Below are 23,049 nucleotides of genomic sequence, written 5' to 3' on the forward strand. Positions count from 1 at the left end.
AAGGGGGAAGCGGCGCAGCCGCTCAGGGGGATGTCCACTACCTAAACCAGATGAAAGTCATCACGATGAACAGCGGCACCAGGATGCCCCCCGACCACAACATGTAGCCAAAGAAGCTGGGCATCTTCACGCCCCGGTCTTCGGCGATGGCCTTGACCATGAGGTTGGGTGCGTTGCCGATGTAGGTGTTGGCCCCCATGAAAACGGCCCCCGCAGAGATGGCAGCCAGCGTGGGCGCCAGGGTGGTCATCAGCACCGCTGGGTCGCCGCCCGCAGTGTTGAAAAACACGAGGTAGGTGGGGGCGTTGTCCAGGAACGAGCTCAGGGCACCCGTGGCCCAGAAATACATGGCCGGGTCGGGCGAACCATCTGCGCGGGTCACGGCCGACACAACGGCGCCAAACGGGCCGTTGACGCCCGCCTTGAGCATGGCGATGACCGGGATGATGGTGAGAAAGATGCCCGCAAACAGCTTGGCCACCTCTTGCATCGGCCCCCAGCCGAACTGGTTGTCTTCATGCACCTTCTTGGGCGTGAGCCACAGGGATACAAAGGTGACGATGACCAGCCCGACGTCGCGCACGATGCCAGGCAGGCCGACCTCGGTGCCCGCGATGTGGAACACCACCGACGACTTCCAGAAGCCGCTGACCAGCACCAGCGCCACCACCACGCCCAGCAGGGCAAAGTTGACCTTGCCGTCAAAGCCGATGGCCCGGCTGTCGGGCGTGGGGTCGGCCGGGAGCACTTCTTCGCGGCGGTGGTAGTACCAGGAATCAAACACAAAGAAGATGGCCAGCAGCGCACCCACGAGGAAAAGCGTTTCCTGGAAGATGTGGCTCACCGTCCAGAAGAAATCCACGCCCTTCAAGAAGCCCAGGAACAGCGGCGGATCGCCCAGCGGCGTGAGCGAGCCCCCGGCGTTGGACACGATGAAAATGAAGAACACCACCACATGCGCCACATGCTTGCGGTTGTCATTGGCGCGGATCAGGGGGCGGATCAGCAGCATGGACGCCCCGGTGGTGCCCATGAAGCTGGCCAGCACGGCGCCAATGGCCAGAATGGTGGTGTTGAGCCCCGGGCTGCCGTGCAGGTTGCCGCGAATGAAAATCCCGCCCGCCACCGTGAACAGCGCAGTCAGCAGGATCACAAACGGGATGTACTCCGCCACCAGCGCATGCACCAGGCTCACGCCCGCCATGCCGGGGCCGAATGTGATGGCAAACGGCACCAGAAACGCCAGCCCCCAGGCTGCCGCCACCTTGCCAAAGTGGTGGTGCCAGAAGATCGGCGCCAGGAGCGGCATGAGGGCAATCGACAGCAGAATGCCCGCAAACGGAACGCCCCAGAGGACGGACAGCGTGCTGCCATCGATGTCGGCGGCCATGGCCCAACCGGGCAGTGCCGCCAAAAGACCGGCCACTGCCAGCCCGCGCGAGAGTTTCATGGGTTGTGTCTCCATCCAGTTATAAAAATCGGGGCGCCTCACGGCGGTTTGACGTACTTCGCGGCACATCGCGGCACTTCACGGAACCTCTGGGCGCTTCCGCGCGCCAGCGCGGCTACGCTGTCGCAGGGATATCAAACACCTGTCGCAGGTATGCGAGGTATTTCTCGTCATCACACATGCCCTTGCCCGGCGTGTCCGACAGCTTGGCCACAGGCTGGTCGTTGCAACGCGTCATCTTGATGACCACCTGCAGCGGCTCGTGCGCCGGCGGGCTGCCCAGGTCATTGGTGAGATTGGTGCCAATGCCAAACGCCAGCTGGCAGCGGCCCCGGAACTGCTGGTACAGCTCGATGGTGCGCGGCACGGTCAGCGCATCGCTGAAGATCAGCGTCTTGGTCAGCGGGTCCACGCGGTTCTTGCGGTAGTGGTCCAAAAGGCGCTCGCCCCAGGCAAACGGGTCGCCACTGTCATGCCGCGCGCCGTCAAACAGCTTGCAAAAGTAAAGGTCAAAGTCGCGCAGGAAGGCGCTCATCCCGTACACGTCCGACAGCGCAATGCCCAGGTCCCCCCGGTACTCCTTGGCCCACATTTCAAAGCCAAAGACCTGGCTGTCGCGCAGGCGCGGGCCCAGCGCCTGGCAGGCCTGCAGATATTCGTGCGCCATGGTGCCCAGCGGCGTCACGCCCAGTTTCATCGCATACAGCACATTGCTGGTGCCAGCGAACTGGCCAGGGCCTGCAGGTGCGCCGGGGCGACGGTCGCCGGTGCCCAGTCGAGCCACCAGCACGCGCAGCACTTCTTCGTGCCAGGCGCGGCTAAAACGCCGGCGGGTGCCGTAGTCGGCAATCTTGAGGTCCGACAGACCGTCGCCCTGCAGCAGCGCAATCTTGGCATCCAGGCGGCGGCGGCCTTCCAGGAAGTCGGGCACTTTCTGCGTGTTGCGAAAGTAGACCTCATTGACGATGGCCAGCACCGGGATCTCGAACAGGATGGTGTGCAGCCACGGCCCCCGGATGGAGATTTCGATCTCGCCGTTGTGCTGGGGCGTGACGGTGATGTATTTCTCGTTGAGCTTGAACAGCCCGAGAAAATCCACGAAGTCGCTCTTGATGAAACGCAGCGACCGCAGGTAGGCCAGTTCGGCATCCTGGAACTGCAGGCAACACAGCGACCGGATCTCGTCGCGGATTTCGTTGGCAAAGGGCGCCAGCTGCACGCCGGGGTTGCGGCACTTGAATTTGTATTCGACCTGCGCCCCCGGAAACTGGTGCAGCACGACCTGCATCATGGTGAACTTGTACAGGTCGGTGTCGAGCAGGCTGGTGATGATCATGGACAGGGCAAGCCTCAGAAATCGCGAACACGTTCCCAAGGCCTCAGACCGGGCAACGAAGCCGCAAAGTGTAGGCCATCGGGGACCCTGGCACCGCGCAAGGCCAGCGGCGTCAGCCAGGATTCAGCCGCCGCACAGCGCCTGGCCTGGTTGAGTGCCCTATGGTGCGCCAGCGCTTATCTGTGTTGCGTTACGCGCTATCAAAACCATACCAGCCAGTTTGCACGCGGTCAGCCGGGCACCACCAGAGCCTGCAGCACGGTGCGCAGCGCCTCGGGCACGGGCACCGGCCGGCGGGTTTCGCGGTCCACATACACATGGATGAAATGGCCAGCGGCAGCGGTCAGCGGCTCGCCTTGGGCAAACAGGCCCACCTCATACCTGACGCTGGAGCCGCCCAGCCGTGCCACGCGGATGCCCGCCTCCACCGTCTGCGGAAACGCCAGCGGGGCAAAGTAATTGCACTGGGTTTCTATCACCAGGCCAATGGTGCCGCCGGCATGGATATCGAGCACGCCCTGGTCGATCAGGTGGGCATTGACCGCAGTGTCAAACCAGCTGTAGTACACGACGTTGTTCACATGGCCATACACGTCGTTGTCGGCCCAGCGTGTGGTGATGGAGCGAAAGGCCTGGTAGGCGCTGCGCGGCTGCGGGGACGGGCGGGCGGCCGGTGCGGACGCAGCGGCAGGGGTGGTGCTGGCGGCAGAAGTCATGGCCGCACATTCTGCCAGCGCTGGTGGTACTGCCAGGCCACGCGCCAGGTGTTGAGCTGGGCCAACACCGTGTCGTCCAGGTTGCGGCCGTAACCGCCGGCCATGGCAAAAACCAGGGGGATCCGCCGCTGCCACGCCCAGTCGAACACACGCCGGTCGCGCGCCTCCAGCCCGTCGTGCGTCACCGCCAGCCGCCCCAGGCGGTCACCCTCATGGGGGTCGGCACCTGCCAGATAGAAGATGAGCTGAGGCGCAAACCGCTGCTCCAGGGTATCGAGCGCCTGCTCCAGGGCCTGTAGATAGTCAGGGTCCGTGCAGCCATCGGGCAGCTCGACATCGAGGTCGCTGGGCTCCTTGCGGAACGGAAAGTTGCGAGCCCCGTGCAGCGACAGCGTGAACACGCTGTGGTCGCCCCGAAAAATGTGTGCCGTGCCGTTGCCCTGGTGCACATCCAGGTCAATCACCGCCACCTGGAGCGGCCGGGCGGTGCGCCCGCCGCCGCCCCGCGCCCATTCCACCTGCATCAACCGGGCGGCCACCGCCACGTCGTTGAACACACAAAACCCGCTGCCCTTGTCGGCATACGCATGGTGCGTGCCCCCCGCGAGGTTGCCCGCCACCCCTTCGCGCAGCGCCACGCGGCTTGCGGCCACGGTAGCGCCCACAGAGCGCCGCGCGCGCTCGGCCATGGCCTCGCTCCAGGGAAACCCAATCTCGCGCTGGGCCAGGGGCGGCAGCGTGCCGTCGGCAATGGCGTCGATGTAGTCGGGCGCATGGGCCAGCGCTAACTCATGGTCTGTAGCAGGCAAGGCCACCTGGAGCGACACACCCGGCAGGTGTTGGGCAATCCGGTCGCGCAGCAGTCTGTACTTGGCCATGGGAAACCGATGGCCTTCGGGCAAGGGCAGCACAAAATGGTCTGCGTAGTAGGCGTGCATGACGCGATTGTGGCGAAGGGCGGATTTCTGGGTGGCCGTCCCTAATTTGCTGCACCGCAACAAAAAACCCTTGCAATCGCGAACGAAGCCCCTAAAATTCAACCCATGCTGCACTGCAACATGACTTACCGAGTCAGGGCCAGCGCAGATGTCTGTGAACCACCTGGCCTTCAAGGCCCTCATTTTTAGGAGATATGACATGACGCTGACCGCTGAACAAATCCTGGCCTCGCACAAAGCCAACATCGAAACCCTGTTTGGTCTGACCACCAAGGCCTTCGAAGGCGTGGAAAAGCTGGTTGAACTGAACGTGACCGCTTCGCGCGCCGCTCTGTCGGAAGCCGCTACCCACACCCAGGCTGTCCTGGGCGTGAAGGACGCACAAGAACTGCTGGCCCTGCAAGCCGGCCTGTTCCAGCCCCTGGCTGAAAAGACCGCCGCGTACAGCCGTCACCTGTATGACATCGCTTCGGGCACCGGCGCCGAATTCGGCAAGGCTTTTGAATCGCAAGCTGCTGATGCTCAGAAGAGCTTCACCAACCTGGTCGACAGCGCCGCCAAGAACGCACCTGCCGGCTCCGAAACCGCTGTGGCCGTGATGAAGAGCGCCGTCTCTGCCGCCAACAACGCTTTTGAATCCGTTCAAAAGGCCGTCAAGCAAGCGTCTGACGTGGCCGAAGCCAACTTCAACGCCGTGGCAAATACCGCTGCCAACGCCGCCAAGACTGCAACTCCCCGCAAGCGGTAAGTCCAGTACCTGCGGTCTGGAGTGCAAACTCTAGGCCGCATTCAGGGAATACCCTGATAATTCAACCACGCGCTGCGGACACCCTCCGCAGTGCACCAGTTGTCTCCTTGGATCCTCTCGAAACCCCCGTTTCAGGGATCCTTTTAAAGCCCGGTTCATGACCGGGCTTTTTTTTTGCCTGGACCTTCGCGCAGCGCACCGGAACTGGCTTTGCGCGGCTTCAGCGGCCGGTTCGGCGGGCAGCGGGGCCCCGTTGTGGCGGCCTTGTCGGAAATTCCCGCCCCGTCCTCCCCGGCTGGCAGCCTCGCCTTTGCGCTACATCAGACGCTCGCACCAAATCCCGCTCTCTCTTGGGCGTTTATTAAGAATAATTCGTGTTTGCTTTATCATTGGCGGAGTTACAACCCCGAAAGATGCATCCATGTCGAAGACTGTGAAAGCCTTGCTGAGTGCTTGTGCCCTGGCCGCCGCTGCAGGCGTTGTCCATGCCCAGGAACAAGTCGTCAACCTCTACTCGGCCCGCCACTACTCCACCGACGAAGCGCTGTACAGCGGCTTCACCAAGGCCACTGGCATCAAGATCAACCGCGTGGATGCCGACGACGCCGGCATCCTGGCGCGCCTGAAGGCCGAGGGCGCTGCCTCGCCAGCGGATGTGATCCTGCTGGTGGACGCCGCACGTCTGTACAAGGGTGAAGTGGACGGCCTCTTCCAGCCCATCCAGTCCAAGGTGCTGAACGACGCCATCCCCGCCAACCTGCGCAGCAAGCCAGCCGCTGACGGCGGCATCGCCTGGTTCGGCCTTTCCACCCGCGCCCGCGTGATCGTCTACAACAAGGTCAAGATGCAAAAGGCGGACATCGATACCTACGAAGAGCTGGGCGACCCCAAAAACAAGGGCAAGCTGTGCATCCGCTCCGGCTCGCACCCCTACAACCTGAGCCTTTTTGGCGCCGTGACAGAGCACATGGGCGAGCAGAAGGCCGAGGCCTGGCTCAAGGGCCTGGTGGCCAACCTGGCGCGCCCTCCCAAAGGTGGCGACACGGACCAGATCAAGGCAGTGGCTGCTGGCGAATGCGATATCGCCGTGACCAACAGCTACTACCTGGCCCGCATGATGCGTTCTACCAAGCCTGAAGATGTGGCTGTGGTGAACAAGGTGGGGGTGGTGTTCCCCAACCAGGAATCCTGGGGCACCCACCTGAACATCGCGGGCGGCGCTGTGGCCAAGCACTCCAAGAACCAGGCCAACGCGGTCAAGTTTCTGGAATACCTGGCCAGCCCCGAAGCACAGAACTACTTTGCCAATGGCAACAACGAGTGGCCTGCCGCAAAGGGTGTGACCCTGGACAACCCTGCCCTCAAGGCCATGACGGGTGGACAGCCTTTCAAGAGCGAGACCATTCCTATCAGCGCAGTGGGCGCCAACACCACGAGGGTGCAGCAGATGCTGGACCGCGTCGGCTTCCAGTAAGCCCGCCCGGCTCCTGACATGCCCGGCCTGGCCGGGCTTTTTTTCGCCTTCAGAAAGTCGGCCTCGATGCGCCATAATTGACGTTTACGTTAACGTCACTTACAGGAGACAGCACATGGACATCAAGGGCAAGGTATTCATCGTCACCGGCGGCGCATCGGGCCTGGGTGAAGGTACGGCACGCATGCTGGCGGCCCAGGGCGGCACCGTGGTCATCGCCGACATGCAGGCCGAAAAAGGCGAAGCCGTGGCCCAGGAGATCGGCGGCGCCTTTGTGAAATGTGATGTGAGCAACGAGGCCGATGGCCAGGCGGTAGTGGCCAAGGCGGTTTCGCTGGGCAAGCTCATGGGCCTGGTCAACTGCGCTGGCATTGCCCCCGCTGAAAAAACAGTGGGCAAGAACGGCGCCCATGCCCTCGCGCTGTTCAGCAAGACCATCACGGTCAACCTGATCGGCAGCTTCAATATGATCCGCCTGGCCGCCGAAGCCATGAGCAAGAACGAACCCGAATCCACCGGCGAGCGCGGTGCGCTCATCTCGACGGCCAGCGTCGCGGCCTATGACGGCCAAATTGGCCAGGCAGCCTATGCCGCATCCAAGGGCGGCGTGGTCGGCATGACCCTGCCGATCGCCCGCGACTTGGCGCGCAACGGCATCCGCAATATGACGATTGCCCCCGGCATCTTCGGAACACCGATGCTGTTTGGCATGCCGCAAGAAGTGCAGGACGCGCTGGCCGCTGGTGTGCCCTTCCCCAGCCGCCTGGGCACGCCGCAGGACTATGCCAAGCTGGTGCAGCACATCTTTGAGAACGACATGCTCAATGGCGAAGTGATTCGCCTCGACGGAGCCATCCGCTTGGCACCACGCTGAAACAATGGCCTTTGGCGCCGACAGCGTCACACCTTATTTGCTATTATATATATAGCAAACAATGCTTTCATATAAAGCGCTACGGGCCATTTTCTTCAAACTTCCACCTTTCGCACCTCCTGAGGAGGAGGTTGTCATTGCCAGGAAGGTAAACGGCTGTCATCAGCAGCCTGTTCACGGTTTCGCATGGTCGTAAGCAGGCTCTCAGACCAGGGTGACGCGACGCTCTGTCATCCATGCATCCAGTTGCACCGCCGGAACCGGCCGACTGAAGTAATACCCCTGGCCGGTATTGCAACCCAAAGATAGCAAAGCTTCACACTGCGTGGCCGTCTCGACCCCTTCGGCGATGGACTCCAGGTCCAGGCTCTGTGCCAAGCCGATGATGGCGCGCACGATGTGTTGGGCGCTGCCGTCCTCGCCAAGATGGCGCACGAAGGACTGGTCAATCTTGAGCTTGTGAACCCGCAGGCGCTGGATGTAGCTGAACGACGAGTAGCCTGTACCAAAGTCGTCAATGGACAGCTGCACTCCCAAATCAAACAGCTGCTGGACAATGGCGATCACCTTTTCAGGGGCGTCCATGGCAATGCTCTCGGTCAGCTCCAGTTCCAACATCTGAGGCGACACCTCGCTGTCAGCCAGTGCCTGTTGCACCATCTCGACCAAACCGGGATGGCGAAACTGAACCATCGACAGATTGACCGCCACCGTGAACCCGGTATGGCCCGCCTCGCACCACGCGCGTGCCTGTGCCAGTGCAGTGCGCAATACCCATTCCCCAATGCCCAGAATCTGCCCGCTGCTTTCCGCCACGGGGATGAACTCTGCGGGGCTGATCAAGCCGAGTTCCGGATGGGTCCAGCGCAGCAGTGCCTCAACCCCGGTGAGCCTGCGGTCGCGCAAACGGATCTGGGGCTGGTAGTGCAACGCCAACTGGTTTTGCACCACCGCACTGCGCAACGCATTTTCTATCTGCAACACCCGCAATGAGTGGGCTTGCATATCGGCAGAGAAAAACCGGTAGGTGTCACGTCCCGTCTCCTTGGCACGGAACATCGCCGCATCAGCACGCTGTGCCAGAGTTTCAAACTCACGGCCATCCTCTGGATACAAAGCAATGCCGATGGACGACGTCACCACCAGCTCATGGTGGCCCAACCTGCAGACCCGGCGCACCTCGGACTGCAGGCTCTCGGCCACATGGGCTGCATGCTGCGCATCCGCCAATGGCAGCACGATGATGAACTCGTCTCCCCCAGGGCGCGACACGGTATCTTCCTCGCGCAGCACCAACTGCAGCCGGTGTGCGATCTCCACCAGCAACTCATCGCCCACCTGGTGGCCCAGGGAGTCATTAACATTCTTGAAATGGTCCAGATCCAGGTACAGCAATGCAAGATGCTGTCCGCTGCGCTGGGTCAGCGCAAGCGCCTGGCTGAACCGCGACGCAAACATCGTACGGTTGGGCAAGCCCGTCAGCGCATCAAAGTTGACCAGCTTGCGGATACGCTCTTCATCGCGCTTGCGTTCGGTCACATCTTCTTGCACGGCCAGGTAGTGCGTGACCCGCCCTTGCTCATCGTGCAGCGGCGAAATGATGGCCGACTCATAGTACTCACGACCGTCCTTGCGGCGGTTGAGAAACTCGCCGCGCCAGGCACGCCCCGAGGACAGATGCGCCCAAAGGTCGGCATAAACAGACAGCGGGGTTCCCCCCGCGCTGAGCAGACGCGGGTTGCGCCCGACAACTTCGGCAAGGCTGTATCCGGTGGTGACGGAAAAAGCCGGATTCACATATTCAATGTTGCCGTCGGCTCCAGCGATGAAGATCGAATTGGGAGCCTGTTCTACAGCATGGCGCAGTTTGCGCAAGGTATCGAGCGTCTGCACCCGCTGCGTGATGTCACGGGACAACACCACAAAATGCGCCTCTGACGCCTCATCCATCACTTTGCGGGCCACGGAGAGTTCGAACCAGTGCTTGCCGTCTGGCAGATCGAGCGTGTACTGGAAATCACGGGCAACCCCGTGCTCGGCAGCCGCGTCAATGGCACGCTGTGCTACCGCAGCAGCCTGCGGTGGAAGAATGTCGTGAATGGTGCGACCCAGAACCTGTTCGGCCGGCAACAGCAGCAACTCGGGCTGGCGCGTATGGATCTCGATATAACGACCACCGCGCGTCACCTCGAACATGAGATCGGGAACCGCGTCCAGCACCGCACGCAAGGCCTTGTCGGACTGCTTCAATGCGCGGTATGGCGCCTCAATAGTGCCCACAAAAATGGCCCGGTACAGATAGTAGTAACCCACCACCTTGTAGACATGGCCCAGCAGGTTGAAAGGGTCCGTGGCGGTAACGTAGAAAGTGAAAAAGAACTCGCTCAAGGCCATGACCCAGACCGCCGCGAAGAGGCGAGCCACATCAAACGATGTACTCTCTCTCGCCAGACGAAGCAGGAGCACCAGCGACCCGGCATACAAGGCAATCACGCCATATTCAGCCGCAATCTTGAACGGGGTAAGACCTTTTGATCCGTAGGTTTCGGGATACCAGTGCGGGTACCAGAAAACCAGCACGTGAACCGCTCCGACAACGCCCAGGACCAGCGCCAGCACGGCAAATCGCCCCGGCCCCGCAGGTGCCGAATCCCCAGGCGCATGCCAGTACAGCCCCAGCGCCCACAGCAGGCTTACAGCCACCAGGTAACGCGCAGGCAGCCAGAAATTGATGCCCTTGGCCACCGAATTGGCCGTGACGTAATCGGGCATGCCGGCATACGACAGCATGTGCGAAAAATCCAGCAAGGCGACACCCAAAAAACCGCAGGCAAGAATGAACACGTTCCGCTGAGGATTGATGCTGTGCGCCTTCCAGCCCACCGCAAAAACCAGTGCCGACACCACAATCGAGAGCGTTTCCAGCCCCTGGTGAAGTACCAGGAAATGCCGCACTCGTTCGGGAGTCGCCATCGAGAAATATGCCCAGGCGGCAACCGCAGCCCCGGTCAGCAGCCACAACACTGGCGCCACGCTTCTGAAGCTGGCGGTATGTTGGGAATGGATCTGCCACCGGGAGGGTGTCATGGGCACCTTGTCTCTTTGATGTGCCCCACCCTCAGTGCGGCCATGTTGTTACACATTTTTGCACAACCCATTTTCAGCCACAAATGGGGGACCGCAGGCACAAAAACAAAAAACCGCTGCAGCCTTGCGACTGCAGCGGTTGATGACTGGCGGAGTGGACGGGACTCGAACCCGCGACCCCCGGCGTGACAGGCCGGTATTCTAACCAACTGAACTACCACTCCTGGCAGGCAGCTTTTGCTTGCATCTTTTCAACACAAGCCAAGCGCTACAACTTGGCGACCCTACGGGGATTCGAACCCCGGTACTCACCGTGAAAGGGTGATGTCCTAGGCCTCTAGACGATAGGGTCAAAACCTTGAAACTAACCGATATCAAACTTTGGTGGAGGTAAACGGGATCGAACCGATGACCTCTTGCATGCCATGCAAGCGCTCTCCCAGCTGAGCTATACCCCCAAAACTTCTCTGGCTTACACCAAAGAAAAACCCTTGCATATCAAAGACCTGCAAGGGTTTTTGACTGGCGGAGTGGACGGGACTCGAACCCGCGACCCCCGGCGTGACAGGCCGGTATTCTAACCAACTGAACTACCACTCCTGGCAGGCAGCTTTTGCTTGCATCTTTTCAACACAAGCCAAGCGCTACAACTTGGCGACCCTACGGGGATTCGAACCCCGGTACTCACCGTGAAAGGGTGATGTCCTAGGCCTCTAGACGATAGGGTCAAAACCTTGGAACTAACCGATATCAAACTTTGGTGGAGGTAAACGGGATCGAACCGATGACCTCTTGCATGCCATGCAAGCGCTCTCCCAGCTGAGCTATACCCCCACTTAATGACTCGAAACACACCGTGTTTGTTGTCATCATCTGAGCCTTGAATTATAGACAGATTTTTAGCGGTTTCGCAAACGCGCTACAACTTTTTCACGACCGACCAATTCCAGCACGGCATCCACCGAGGGCGTGTGGGCCGTACCCACGGTCAGCACCCGTGCGGGCATGGCCAGCTGGGGCATCTTCAGGCCCTGGCTAGCCAGCACCTGCTTAAACGCAGCGCTGATGGAAGCCTTGTCCCATGCACAGGCCGACAGCGCATCGGCCAAAGCATCCAGCGCGGGTGCAATGGCTTCGGTAACGTGCTGGCTGCGCTCCGCATCCACGGGCGTTACTTCACCGTAGAAGACATGCGCCCAATCGGCGAGCGCCACTGTGGTGTCGCAGCGATCCTTGAACAAGGCGCAAATCCGCGCAAGCCGCCCATCTGCCAGCGCTTCGGCAGATACACCCCGCTGCTGCAGCTGAGGCGCCACCAGCGCGGCCAGTGCATCGTCGGCCATGGCCTTGAGGTGCTGGGCGTTCACCCAACGCAGCTTGGCTTCGTCGAACTGGGCCGCACTGCGACCCAGGTGGTCGAGGTTGAACCATTGCAGGAATTGCTCGCGGCTGAAGATCTCATCGTCGCCGTGGCTCCAGCCCAAGCGCGCCAGGTAGTTCACCATGGCATCGGGCAGATAGCCTTCATCGCGGTACTGAGTGACGGGCTTGGCACCGTTGCGCTTGCTCATCTTCTCACCTTGCTCGTTGAGCACGGTGGGCAGGTGGGCATACACCGGCGGCTCCTTGCCCAGAGCGCGGAAGATATTGATCTGGCGCGGCGTGTTGTTCACGTGGTCGTCACCCCGGATCACATGGGTGATGGCCATGTCGATATCGTCCACCACCACGCAGAAGTTGTAGGTGGGCGTGCCATCGGGGCGCGCAATCACAAGATCGTCGAGTTCGTCATTGCTGATCTCGATGCGGCCTTTGACCTTGTCATCCCACGCCACCAGACCGCCTTGCGGGTTCTTGAAACGCAGCACGGGCAATACCCCCTCGGGCACGGGCGGCAGGGTCTTGCCGGCCTCGGGGCGCCAAGTGCCGTCATAGCGGGGCTTTTCCTTGGCGGCCATCTGCTTCTCTCGCAAGGCATCCAGTTCGGCCACGCTCATGTAGCAGGGGTACACATGGCCTGCGGCCTGCAGCTCTGCCAACACAGTCTTGTAGCGGTCCATGCGCTGCATTTGGTAGAACGGGCCTTCGTCGTGGTCCAGCCCGAGCCATGCCATGCCTTCGATGATCACGTCTACCGCCGCCTGGCTGGAACGCTCCAGGTCCGTGTCTTCAATGCGCAGGATGAAATCGCCGCCGGTGGCACGGGCAAACGCCCAGGGGTACAGCGCAGAGCGGATGTTGCCCAGGTGGATAAATCCCGTGGGAGACGGGGCAAAACGGGTGCGCACGCGGCCCGCGCCGGAAGCAGTGGTATCAGTCATGTCAATAAGTTCTGGCCCTCGCGGGGCCAGTTTCAAGATTCAATCAATCCAGAGAGCGGTGGCAAAGCTGGCTGCCAGGTCGCCATCCAGGACAAGGCGACCTGCAACGATCCGAGCCCTAAACCTCTTGGGCATTCGGCAGCGCCAGGCGGGAGGTATCTTCCTCTCCCTCCTCCACACCCACCCGCCCCTCGTTCAGGCTGGCGATGCCCTCGGCGGTAATGTCTCCGGTCACATAAACACCATCAAAGCAGGACGCATCAAACCCTACGATGGCGCTGTTGAGGGCGCCCACCGCCTTTTTCATGCCGTCCACATCCTGATAAATCAGTGCGTCGCAGCCAATCGCCTGGCGAATCTCTTCCACCGTGCGGCCATGGGCCACCAGTTCGCTGCTGGTGGGCATGTCAATACCGTACACGTTGGGGTAACGCACCGGCGGTGCAGCGCTGGCAAGGTACACCTTGCGCGCGCCGGCGTCGCGTGCCATCTGCACGATCTCGCGGCTGGTGGTGCCACGCACGATGGAATCGTCCACCAACAACACGTTGCGGCCCTTGAACTCGCTGCCAATCACATTGAGCTTCTGGCGCACCGACTTCTTGCGCACACCCTGCCCCGGCATGATGAAGGTTCGGCCCACATAGCGGTTCTTGACGAAGCCTTCGCGGTATGGGATGCCCAGCAGGTGAGCCAGTTGCGTGGCGCTGGGGCGGCTCGACTCCGGGATGGGGATGATCACGTCGATTTCGTTGGGCGGCACGGTAGACACCACGCGCTTGGCAAGGGCCTCGCCCAGGTTCAGACGCGCCTGGTACACCGAAATGCCGTCGAGCACCGAGTCCGGGCGCGCCAGGTACACGAATTCGAAGATGCAGGGGTTGAGCTGCGGGTTATCTGCGCATTGGCGGGCATGCACCTGTCCGTCGAGCGTGATGAAGATCGCCTCGCCGGGGTCGATGTTGCGCTCGAACACATGCGAAGTGCCCTCCAGGGCGACCGATTCGCTGCCCACCATCACAGTTCCATCCTGGCTGCGCCCCATGGCCAGCGGGCGAATGCCGTGCGGGTCGCGGAAGGCCAGCAGGCCGTGGCCTGCTATCAGCGCGATCACGGCATAAGAACCCTTGATGCGTTTGTGTACCGCACGTACCGCCGTGAAGACATCTTCAGGCTGCAGCGGCACACCCCGGGTGGCGCGCTCCAGCTCGTGCGCGAACACATTCAGCAGAACTTCAGAATCGCTTTCCGTGTTCGTATGGCGGTGGTCCGTCAGGAACAGCTCGGTGCGAAGTTCGCGCGCATTGGTCAGGTTGCCGTTGTGCACCAGCACGATGCCGAACGGTGCATTGACATAGAACGGCTGCGCCTCTTCTTCGCTGTAGGCGTTGCCTGCGGTGGGGTAGCGCACCTGGCCCAGACCCACATTGCCAGGCAACGCGCGCATGTTGCGCGTGCGGAACACATCGCGCACCATGCCCTTGGCCTTGTGCATGAAAAACTTGCGGCCCTGCTGGGTCACGATGCCCGCTGCGTCCTGACCACGGTGCTGCAAGAGCAGCAAGGCGTCATAGATCAGCTGATTGACGGGCGCTGGACTGACGACGCCGACGATTCCACACATAGTTGTATTCCATCCGTTTGCGGGAACAGCCCCGCGGCAACCCAGCGGCAACGGCTTCTGGCCGCAACCGCATCGCTATCAGGAAGGCAGATGCCTTCCAAATTCTTCCGGCAGCGCCGGTTTCAAGCCCCGAAGCACTTCAGCCAGCACCGGGGCCCCTTGGGACTCCTGCCACCACAAGGCTTCGTGCAGGGGCGTGAGGCCCGCCACCACGGCCATCGCCAGCAGTAAAACCACCCCGCGCAACACCCCGAAGGCCGCCCCCAAAGTACGATCTGCAGGCCGCAGGCCGATGGCGTCCACCAGCTTTTTTGCAAGCCATGTCAAAAAGCCGCAGGCAAACACCGACGCAACAAACACCACCACAAACCCTGCGGCATAGCGCAATGCTTCGGCCGACTCGCCCATAGGCAACAACGCCGCCATGTCCTCGGCAAACCATTGCGCCACAAAAAAAGACACCACCCACCCCACCAGAGACAGCACCTCGAACACCAGCCCGCGCCAGGCTCCTATGAGCATCGATGCCAGCAGCACCGCCGCAAAAATCCAGTCCAGCGCAGCCATGGATGCAGAAACCCCTTGGCGCTGGCCTACAGAGTCAGCACAGAGGCCGACAGATCCAGCGCCTTGATGCGCGCCGCAGCCTTGTCCGCCTCAGCCCGGTTGGTGAAAGGCCCCACACGAACCCGCGTGCGCTTGCCCTCCTTGGTGTCCACCACCTGGGTGTAGGTTTTCATGCCCGCACGCTCCACTTTGGTACGCGCTTCACGGGCTTTGTCTGCGTCTGCGAAAGCACCCACCTGCACAATGAACCGGGCTTCCTCTGCGGTGGCAGCCGCAGTCGCGGGCTCTGCCGACCGGCCTTCTAGCAGCGCACGCGCGCGGGCAGCCTCGTCCGGGCGCTGCACAGGCTTGGGCTCGCTGGGCACCGGCGGCTTGGGCTCTGGCTTCGGTTCCGGTTTGGCTGGCGCTGCAGGGGCGGGTTTGGAAGCCGCGGGACGCGATCCTTGCACCAGTTCCTCGCCATCCGCGAGGCCATTGCCCACCGCACTGTTGTTGCGCTGGGGCGTGGGGCGCGGTGCGGTGGCCACGTCCTGCGAAGGCGGTGTCGAAGGCTTGGCAGCAGCCGGCGCCTCAGCAACTGGAGCGGGCACCACCAAGGGGGCTACCTTGTTGCGGTCGGGGATCTCGATGGGAATATCCACCGGAATCGGCCGGGGCTGGGTGTCAAACAGCATGGGGAAACCGATCACCCCAATCAGCACCAGCACTGCGGCGCCGATCAACCGATGGCGAGCACGCCGTCGCATCACCTCGATGCTCTCGGCCTGCGGGGTGCGCGGGCGCTTGGACGGCTTTTCGGCCTGAGCTTGTTCACCCTGACCGGGCCACCGAAACTTGAAAAATGCCATGGAGTAACGACTCGTTCGGACCTCAGAACCTGACTATTGGCCCAGATGTTTGGCGTGCAGGCGAGGTGTTCCGTTGATCAGAACACCGCCCACCGTGTAAAACGAGCCAAAGACCACGATTCTATCAGCGGGGTCTGCCGCAGCGACCGCCGCCTCCAGGGCATCCATGGGGTCTGCGTGCAGACTGGAGGTCACATCGCGGCGCCCGCCCGCCACCATCTGCACGGCGTTCCACTTCTGCTGCAGGACGGCAGCAGTCTCGGCGCGCGGGGTCGGCAGGTTGGTGAAATACCAGCGGTCTACCAGCGGGCCGACCTTGGCCAGCATGGGCCCCAGGTCCTTGTCGGCCATGGCGCCGAACACCGCATGCGTCGTGGGGAAAAACCCCATGGCATCCAGATTGGCAGTGAGTGCAGCCACTGAATGCGGGTTGTGCGCCACGTCGAGCACCAGCGTAGGCTGGCCTGGCACGATCTGGAACCGCCCCGGCAGCTCCACCAATGCCAGCCCGTTGCGCACCGCCTGGGCCGTGACGGGAATGCGCTCGCGCAGGGCCTCCAGCGCGGCCAGCACGCCCGAGGCATTGATCAACTGGTTGGCACCACGCAGCGATGGATAGGCCAGCCCCGCATAACGGCGGCCCCGCCCTGCCCAGCTCCACTGCTGCTTGTCTCCCGAGAAATTGAAATCCTTGCCGAAGCGCCACAGGTCGGCACCGATTTCCAGCGCATGGTCGATGACACTCTGGGGAGCCATCGGATCGCCCACGATCACCGGGCGGCCCGTGCGCATGATGCCGGCCTTCTCCCGGCCGATGCTCTCGCGGTCTGGTCCCAGGAATTCAGTGTGGTCGATGTCGATGCTGGTGATGATGGCGCAGTCGGCATCAATGACGTTGGTGGCATCCAGGCGCCCGCCGAGCCCCACTTCGAGGATGGCCAAGTCCAGCCGCGCATGGCTCATGAGGCGCAGGATGGCCAGCGTCGTGAATTCGAAGTAGGTGAGGGAGATTTCATTGCCATTTTGGACCCTGGCGCTTTCCACAGCTTCGAAGTGCGCTATCAAATCAGAAGCATTGACAATTTCACCGTGAACGCGGCAGCGCTCCTCGAAATGCACCAGGTGGGGCGACGTGTACACGCCTGTGCGGTAGCCCGCCTGCTGCGCCACGGCCTCGAGCATGGCGCAGGTAGAGCCTTTTCCATTGGTGCCCGCCACGGTGATCACGGGGCAGTCAAACCGCAGCACCATGCGGCGTGCCACTTCACGGACACGGTCCAGGCCCATTTCGATGTTGCGGGGATGAAGCTGCTCGCAGTGGCGGAGCCAGCCTTCCAGAGTGTGGATTTTGGTATGCATACAGGGCGGGATTGTCGCCCAGCCACAAGTTCGAGGATGATGCGCGGCATGACAACCTCACTCATCACCGTTTACGGTATACCCAACTGCGACACCGTCAAGAAATCCCGCGTCTGGTTGACTGAACACGGCGTGGACTACCAGTTTCACGACTTCAAGAAACAAGGGGTGCCCGCCCACCGCCTGCCCGACTGGATGGCGGCAGCAGGCTGGCAAAAACTGGTCAATCGGCAGGGGACCACATGGCGAAAGCTGGACGCGCAAACCCAGGCAGCTGTCACCAACGACGATAGCGCCAGCGCCCTGATGCAGGCCCAACCTAGCGTCATCAAACGCCCGGTGGTGGAGTGGCAGCACGGTGGCCAGGTGCACATTTCCGTGGGTTTTGCTCCCGACCAATGGCAGATGTGGTTAGGCCGGGCTGCAGGCACCTGAACGGGCGCGTGAATCAATCGCCCGGACCGGAGAAATTGCACAAATCTTTACGCAGATTTACGGCGGGCAGGCCCTGAATTGACCGTGCGGGCCTAAACTTTTCTGCAGTCTGGTGCGTTATGTACCGACCCGAAAGGAGTTTCTCCATGAAAAAGATCGTCATTTTTTCCGCCATGGCAGCCATCGCCACCATGGCCAGTGCCCAGGAACAGGGCCGCGTGCTCTCGGCCACCCCCATCGTCCAGCAGGTCGCGACGCCGCAGCAGGTGTGTGGCAACGAGACCGTCTACAGCGGTAACCGCACCACCGGAGCAGGCGCCGTGATGGGCGCGATTGCGGGTGGCGCAGCCGGCAACGCCATTGGCAAAGGCAGTGGCCGCGCCGCCGCCACAGCCATTGGCCTGATCGGTGGCGCCGTGATTGGCAACCAGATCGAAGGTGGCCAGCCGCAGTACCAGAACGTACAGCGCTGCACGACCGAGACGTATTACGAGAGTCGCACAGTGGGCTACGACGTGGTGTATGAATATGCAGGGCGCCAGTACACCACCCGCACCCAGAACGATCCAGGCCGCTGGATCCCGCTGAGCGTGCAGCCTGCAGGCCAGACCTATTCCACCCAGCCTGATCCTTACGCCTCACAAGGTGTGTACAGCCAGCCGGGCGTAGTGACCTCGACCTACCCTGCGCAACCGGTGTACCAGCAGCAGCCCACCTATGTGACGCCGCCGGTCACGGTGATCGAGTACGGCTACGACAGCCGTCCTTATTACCCGCACCACCGCAACCCGTACTGGCGCTAAGCCTCGGCATGCCAGCATCACCAAGAGCCCTTCGGGGCTCTTTTTTTTGGCGCCCAATGGCTGATGGGGATTTTTCAGAGGCCCGCTGTAGCGGCGCTCCCCGCCCCCTGCCCTAAAATCCTGGGTTTCCCTCTACCTTATCCAGCGCACCCATGACCACCGAGAAAATTGACGGCGTGTCCGTCACCACCCAGGCCAATGTGTACTTTGACGGCAAGTGCGTGAGCCACGGCATCACGTTTGCCGACGGCACCAAGAAGTCGGTGGGCGTGGTACTGCCCGCAACGCTGACCTTCAACACCGGCGCGCCCGAGATCATGGAATGCGTGGCCGGATCCTGCGAATACAAGCTGGACGGCACCGACGCCTGGGTCAAGTCTTCGGCGGGCGACAAGTTCAGCGTGCCCGGCAACTCGAAGTTCGACATCCGCGTGACCGAGGCCTACCACTACATCTGCCATTTCGGCTGATCGTTCGACTGCGCATTCGGCTGGAATTTGATTGATTTTGGCCTCTAGCGCTTATCTATCAAGCGCAAGCAGCTATCATTTTTGAGAAGCATTTCATGGCAACCATCCTCCAGAACCTCCCCCTCGGCCAGAAGGTCGGCATTGCATTCTCCGGCGGCCTGGACACCAGCGCAGCCCTGCACTGGATGAAGCTCAAGGGCGCCGTGCCCTACGCCTACACCGCCAACCTCGGCCAGCCCGACGAGCCCGACTACGAAGCCATTCCGCGCAAGGCCATGGAATACGGCGCCGAGAAGGCACGCCTCGTGGACTGTCGCACACAGCTGGCGCACGAAGGCATTGCGGCCCTGCAGGCTGGCGCCTTCCATATCAGCACCGGCGGCCTCACCTACTTCAACACCACGCCTCTGGGCCGCGCTGTGACCGGCACCATGCTGGTGGCGGCGATGAAGGAAGACGACGTCAACATCTGGGGCGACGGATCGACCTTCAAGGGCAACGACATCGAGCGCTTTTACCGCTACGGCCTGCTGACCAACCCCTCGCTCAAGATCTACAAGCCCTGGCTGGACCAGCTGTTCATCGACGAACTGGGCGGCCGCGCCGAGATGTCGGCGTTCATGACACAAGCCGGTTTTGGCTACAAGATGAGCGCCGAGAAGGCCTACAGCACCGACAGCAACATGCTGGGCGCGACGCACGAGGCCAAGGACCTGGAGTTCCTTTCCAGCGGCATCCGCATCGTGAACCCCATCATGGGCGTGGCATTCTGGAAGGAAGAAGTCGCCGTCAAGGCCGAGGAAGTGTCGGTCCGCTTTGAAGAAGGCCAGCCCGTCGCCCTGAACGGCGTGGAGTTCAACGACCCGGTGGAGCTGATCCTCGAAGCCAACCGCATTGGCGGCCGCCACGGCCTGGGCATGAGCGACCAGATCGAAAACCGCATCATCGAAGCCAAGAGCCGCGGCATCTACGAAGCCCCGGGCCTGGCGCTGCTGCACATCGCCTACGAGCGCCTGGTGACGGGCATCCACAACGAAGACACCATCGAGCAGTACCGCATGAATGGCCTCAAGCTGGGCCGCCTGCTGTACCAGGGCCGCTGGTTCGACCCCCAGGCCATCATGCTGCGCGAAACCGCCCAGCGCTGGGTGGCCCGCGCCGTGACCGGCACCGTGACGCTGGAACTGCGCCGTGGCAACGACTATTCGCTGCTGAACACCGAATCGCCCAACCTGACCTACGCGCCCGAACGCCTGTCGATGGAGAAGGTGGAAGACGCGCCTTTCAGCCCGCTGGACCGGATTGGCCAGCTGACCATGCGCAACCTGGACATCTCGGACACGCGCGACAAGCTGGGTGTGTATTCGCGCGCTGGCCTGCTGTCGCTGGGTGGCAACGCGGCACTGGCGCAGCTGGAAAACGACCGCAAATAAACCTTGGGCCCAGAATATGGGTCAAAAATGGCTCTAGCGCTTACCCATCAAGCGCTAGCAGCTACATATATATGAGCAAAGCCACCGGAAACGGTGGCTTTTTTCTTTGCGGGGAAGGTTGGCTGCTGGTCTAAACCACCACCGGCTCGGGCTCCAGCCGGATGCCAAAGCGCTCGTACACGCTGGTCTGGATGGCCTTGGCCAGGGTCATCACCTCGCCGCCCGTCACGCTGTCGGCGCCGTGCCCCCTGTTGACCAGCACCAAGGCCTGCTTTTCGTACACCCCCGCCTTGCCGATGGACTTGCCCTTCCAGCCGCAGGCATCAATCAGCCAGCCCGCCGCCAGCTTGATGCTGCCGTCGGGCATGGGGTAATGCACGATCTTGGGCTCGCGCGCGATGATGTCGGCGCACTGGTCGGGCGACACCGTGGGGTTCTTGAAGAAGCTGCCTGCGTTGCCCACCACGGCAGGGTCGGGCAGCTTGGCGCGGCGGATGTCGCAGATCCAGTCAAAAATCTGCTGGGCACTGGGGTGCTCCACGCCTGCCTCGGCGCGGCGGCGCTCCAGGTCGAGGTAGCCCAGCACGGGCTTCCAGGGCTTGGGCAGCCGAAACCGCACATGGGTGATGACCGCCCTGCCCGCCAGCCCCATGCCGCGGGGCAATCCGCTGCCGTCCAACGACTCAGAGGGCGCATGCTTGAAGACGGAATCACGGTAGCCAAAGCCGCATTGCGCAGCATCCAGGCTGAACGGCTGGCCGGTGGCCAGATCGACGGCATCGAGCGATTCAAACCGATCCTGCAGCTCCACGCCATAGGCACCGATGTTCTGCACGGGCGAGGCACCCACCGTGCCCGGGATGAGCGCCAGATTCTCCAGCCCCGGGAACCCGTGCGCCAGCGTCCAGGCCACAGCATCGTGCCAGACCTCACCCGCGCCCGCCTCCACGATCCAGGCCTTGGGGGTTTCCTTCACCAAGCGCAGTCCCTTGATTTCCATCTTGAGCACGACAGATTTCACATCGCCGGTCAGGATGATGTTGCTGCCACCGCCCAGCACAAACTTGGGTGCAGGGGCCAGGTCCGTATCGGCCAGAACGGCCTTCAGATCCGACACGGAGCGCACACGCACCAGGGTTTGGGCACGCGCAGCAATGCCAAAGGTGTTCCAGGGCTGCAAAGGGGCGTTTTTCTCGACTACCATTGGCCCGATTGTCGCACCCGCCCTTTCGGGCCTCTGCGATTTGTAGCTGTTTTCCCTGAGATTGAGAGCCATCCATGCCATCTTTTGACACCGTCTGTGAAGCCAACCTGGTTGAAGTGAAAAACGCCGTCGAGAACACCGCCAAGGAAATCGCCACCCGTTTCGACTTCAAGGGCACATCGGCCAGCATCGAGATCAAAGACAAGGACATCACGCTGATCGGCGACGCCGACTTTCAGCTCACCCAGATCGAGGATGTACTGCGCAACAAACTCACCAAGCGCAACGTGGACGTGCGTTTTCTGGACATGGGCGATGTGCAGAAGATAGGCGGCGACAAGGTCAAGCAGGTCATCAAGGTGCGCAACGGCATCGAGAGCGAGCTCGCCAAGAAGATCCAGAAGCTCATGAAGGAAAGCAAGCTCAAGGTGCAGGCAGCCATCCAGGAGGACAAGGTGCGCGTGACGGGTGCCAAGCGCGACGACCTGCAGGCGGCCATGGCGCTGATCCGCAAGGATGTAACGGACGTTCCCCTGTCGTTCGACAACTTCCGCGACTGAGATGGCGCACCCCCTGAGTCGCTTCGCGCCTTCCCCCTCCAGGGGGACGACGCCCTCGCTGCGGGGCGGCCCTGGCTTGGCGTCCCTCGCCTGGGCCGCGCCAGTTCCGAGGTACGAGGGAGGCGCACAGCGCCATCGACGAATGACGATCCACTCCTATGCCCTGGCCGCGCTGGTTGCTCTGTGCTTGGTTCCGTCCTGGGCTCATGCGCAGGCGGTGGCGCTGGCGGGCATGCTGGGCAGCAAGGCCTTGCTGGTGGTGGATGCCAACCCACCCAAGGCGGTGGGTGCTGGGGATGAGTACCAGGGCGTCAAGGTCGTTACCGTCACCAAAGAAGAAGCCACCATCGAAGTCAATGGCACGCGACGCGTGCTGCGGCTGGGCGAGGCCCCGGTGAGCGTTGGCGCCCGTGGCGGAAGCGGCAAGCGCGTCGTATTGATGGCCGACAGCCGTGGGCATTTCATCAACAGCGGCACCATCAACGGGCGTGTGATGCAGTACATGGTGGACACCGGTGCTTCCACCGTGGCCATCGGGCGGCAGGATGCTGAGCGCATGGGGCTCAACTACCAAAACGGCCAGCCCGTGCGCATGAACACGGCCAATGGTGTGGCGCAAGGGTGGCGCATGAAGCTGGACTCAGTGCGCATCGGCGATGTCGAGGTGTTCGGGGTCGAGGCCATCATCACCCCGCAGCCCATGCCCTACGTGCTGCTGGGCAACAGCTTTCTGACCGAGTTCCAGATGACACGCATCAACGACCAGATGGTGCTGGAAAAGCGCAACTGAGCCTGGCCGCTG

At 62.0% G+C, this 23,049-nt stretch carries 20 protein-coding genes and 6 tRNA genes; 9 read left to right on the top strand and 17 right to left on the bottom strand.

Annotation, left to right across the window (positions count from 1 at the left end):
* Positions 1-37: 37 nt before the first annotated feature.
* The 4 genes from EXV95_RS06585 to EXV95_RS06600 form a co-directional block, all read right to left on the bottom strand.
* Positions 38-1,450, bottom strand: a complete 1,413-nt coding sequence (locus tag EXV95_RS06585) for a sodium:proton antiporter (RefSeq protein WP_176886268.1) — start codon at positions 1,448-1,450, stop codon at positions 38-40.
* A 115-nt stretch (positions 1,451-1,565) separates the two neighbouring features.
* Positions 1,566-2,786, bottom strand: a complete 1,221-nt coding sequence (gene pncB, locus EXV95_RS06590) for a nicotinate phosphoribosyltransferase (RefSeq protein ID WP_176886269.1) — start codon at positions 2,784-2,786, stop codon at positions 1,566-1,568.
* A gap of 230 nt (positions 2,787-3,016) precedes the next feature.
* Positions 3,017-3,502 carry a thioesterase family protein gene (locus tag EXV95_RS06595; RefSeq protein WP_121420425.1) on the bottom strand — a complete coding sequence of 162 codons (486 nt, stop codon included), beginning with the start codon at positions 3,500-3,502 and terminating at the stop codon, positions 3,017-3,019.
* Positions 3,499-4,440 carry a histone deacetylase gene (locus tag EXV95_RS06600; protein WP_176886270.1) on the bottom strand — a complete coding sequence of 314 codons (942 nt, stop codon included), beginning with the start codon at positions 4,438-4,440 and terminating at the stop codon, positions 3,499-3,501. The genes EXV95_RS06595 and EXV95_RS06600 overlap by 4 nt, the downstream gene beginning before the upstream one ends.
* A 199-nt stretch (positions 4,441-4,639) precedes the next feature.
* On the opposite strand from EXV95_RS06600, the gene EXV95_RS06605 reads away from it, so the two are divergent.
* From EXV95_RS06605 to EXV95_RS06615, 3 genes are all read left to right on the top strand, one after another.
* The gene (locus EXV95_RS06605) at positions 4,640-5,188 is read left to right on the top strand and encodes a phasin family protein (protein ID WP_176886271.1); all 549 of its coding nucleotides are present in this window, start codon (positions 4,640-4,642) and stop codon (positions 5,186-5,188) included.
* Positions 5,189-5,609: 421 nt separating this feature from the next.
* The gene (locus EXV95_RS06610) at positions 5,610-6,662 is read left to right on the top strand and encodes an extracellular solute-binding protein (RefSeq protein ID WP_176886272.1); all 1,053 of its coding nucleotides are present in this window, start codon (positions 5,610-5,612) and stop codon (positions 6,660-6,662) included.
* Positions 6,663-6,777: 115 nt separating this feature from the next.
* On the top strand, positions 6,778-7,536 hold the full coding sequence (locus tag EXV95_RS06615) for a 3-hydroxyacyl-CoA dehydrogenase (protein ID WP_176886273.1): 759 nt from the start codon (positions 6,778-6,780) through the stop codon (positions 7,534-7,536).
* Between the two features lie 204 nt (positions 7,537-7,740).
* Here EXV95_RS06615 and EXV95_RS06620 read toward each other — a convergent pair whose 3' ends face one another.
* The 12 genes from EXV95_RS06620 to folC all read right to left on the bottom strand — a co-directional run bounded on the left by EXV95_RS06620 (position 7,741) and on the right by folC (position 17,342).
* The gene (locus EXV95_RS06620; RefSeq protein WP_176888978.1) at positions 7,741-10,623 is read right to left on the bottom strand and encodes an EAL domain-containing protein; all 2,883 of its coding nucleotides are present in this window, start codon (positions 10,621-10,623) and stop codon (positions 7,741-7,743) included.
* Positions 10,624-10,770: 147 nt separating this feature from the next.
* Positions 10,771-10,847 (bottom strand) — tRNA-Asp (locus EXV95_RS06625).
* A gap of 52 nt (positions 10,848-10,899) precedes the next feature.
* Positions 10,900-10,975: transfer RNA gene (locus tag EXV95_RS06630), tRNA-Glu, on the bottom strand.
* Between the two features lie 30 nt (positions 10,976-11,005).
* A tRNA-Ala gene (locus tag EXV95_RS06635) sits at positions 11,006-11,081 on the bottom strand.
* A gap of 65 nt (positions 11,082-11,146) precedes the next feature.
* A tRNA-Asp gene (locus EXV95_RS06640) sits at positions 11,147-11,223 on the bottom strand.
* A 52-nt stretch (positions 11,224-11,275) separates the two neighbouring features.
* Positions 11,276-11,351, bottom strand: a tRNA-Glu gene (locus tag EXV95_RS06645).
* Positions 11,352-11,381: 30 nt separating this feature from the next.
* Positions 11,382-11,457, bottom strand: a tRNA-Ala gene (locus EXV95_RS06650).
* 65 nt (positions 11,458-11,522) lie between these two features.
* Positions 11,523-12,944, bottom strand: a complete 1,422-nt coding sequence (gene gltX / locus EXV95_RS06655) for a glutamate--tRNA ligase (RefSeq protein ID WP_176886274.1) — start codon at positions 12,942-12,944, stop codon at positions 11,523-11,525.
* 118 nt (positions 12,945-13,062) lie between these two features.
* Entirely contained in the window at positions 13,063-14,568 is a 1,506-nt protein-coding gene (gene purF / locus EXV95_RS06660; RefSeq protein ID WP_176886275.1) for an amidophosphoribosyltransferase, read from the bottom strand.
* A gap of 78 nt (positions 14,569-14,646) precedes the next feature.
* Positions 14,647-15,135, bottom strand: coding sequence for a CvpA family protein (locus EXV95_RS06665; protein WP_176886276.1), 489 nt, complete (start codon positions 15,133-15,135; stop codon positions 14,647-14,649).
* 26 nt (positions 15,136-15,161) lie between these two features.
* Positions 15,162-15,983 carry an SPOR domain-containing protein gene (locus EXV95_RS06670; protein WP_176886277.1) on the bottom strand — a complete coding sequence of 274 codons (822 nt, stop codon included), beginning with the start codon at positions 15,981-15,983 and terminating at the stop codon, positions 15,162-15,164.
* Positions 15,984-16,016: 33 nt separating this feature from the next.
* A complete protein-coding gene (folC, locus tag EXV95_RS06675; RefSeq protein ID WP_176886278.1) occupies positions 16,017-17,342 on the bottom strand; it encodes a bifunctional tetrahydrofolate synthase/dihydrofolate synthase in 1,326 nt (441 codons plus the stop codon).
* Positions 17,343-17,390: 48 nt separating this feature from the next.
* Here folC and EXV95_RS06680 point away from each other — a divergent pair, with 48 nt between their 5' ends.
* The 4 genes from EXV95_RS06680 (at position 17,391) to argG (ending at position 20,483) form a co-directional block, all read left to right on the top strand.
* Positions 17,391-17,777, top strand: a complete 387-nt coding sequence (locus EXV95_RS06680; RefSeq protein WP_176886279.1) for an ArsC family reductase — start codon at positions 17,391-17,393, stop codon at positions 17,775-17,777.
* A gap of 146 nt (positions 17,778-17,923) precedes the next feature.
* Positions 17,924-18,580: a glycine zipper 2TM domain-containing protein gene (locus EXV95_RS06685; RefSeq protein ID WP_176886280.1), complete on the top strand. Its 657-nt coding sequence runs from the start codon at positions 17,924-17,926 to the stop codon at positions 18,578-18,580.
* Positions 18,581-18,732: 152 nt separating this feature from the next.
* On the top strand, positions 18,733-19,050 hold the full coding sequence (locus tag EXV95_RS06690) for a pyrimidine/purine nucleoside phosphorylase (RefSeq protein ID WP_121506085.1): 318 nt from the start codon (positions 18,733-18,735) through the stop codon (positions 19,048-19,050).
* A 95-nt stretch (positions 19,051-19,145) separates the two neighbouring features.
* Positions 19,146-20,483 carry an argininosuccinate synthase gene (gene argG, locus EXV95_RS06695; protein ID WP_055402586.1) on the top strand — a complete coding sequence of 446 codons (1,338 nt, stop codon included), beginning with the start codon at positions 19,146-19,148 and terminating at the stop codon, positions 20,481-20,483.
* Positions 20,484-20,613: 130 nt separating this feature from the next.
* Here argG and murB read toward each other — a convergent pair whose 3' ends face one another.
* A complete protein-coding gene (gene murB / locus EXV95_RS06700) occupies positions 20,614-21,687 on the bottom strand; it encodes a UDP-N-acetylmuramate dehydrogenase (protein WP_176886281.1) in 1,074 nt (357 codons plus the stop codon).
* Between the two features lie 74 nt (positions 21,688-21,761).
* On the opposite strand from murB, the gene EXV95_RS06705 reads away from it, so the two are divergent.
* Together EXV95_RS06705 and EXV95_RS06710 are read left to right on the top strand one after the other, a co-directional pair.
* Positions 21,762-22,247 carry a YajQ family cyclic di-GMP-binding protein gene (locus EXV95_RS06705; protein WP_055402590.1) on the top strand — a complete coding sequence of 162 codons (486 nt, stop codon included), beginning with the start codon at positions 21,762-21,764 and terminating at the stop codon, positions 22,245-22,247.
* Positions 22,248-22,389: 142 nt separating this feature from the next.
* On the top strand, positions 22,390-23,037 hold the full coding sequence (locus EXV95_RS06710; protein ID WP_176886282.1) for a TIGR02281 family clan AA aspartic protease: 648 nt from the start codon (positions 22,390-22,392) through the stop codon (positions 23,035-23,037).
* The last annotated feature ends 12 nt before the right edge of the window (positions 23,038-23,049 follow it).

The organism is Acidovorax sp. JMULE5, assembly GCF_013376875.1.
GTDB classification, from domain to species: Bacteria; Pseudomonadota; Gammaproteobacteria; order Burkholderiales; family Burkholderiaceae_C; genus Acidovorax; species Acidovorax facilis.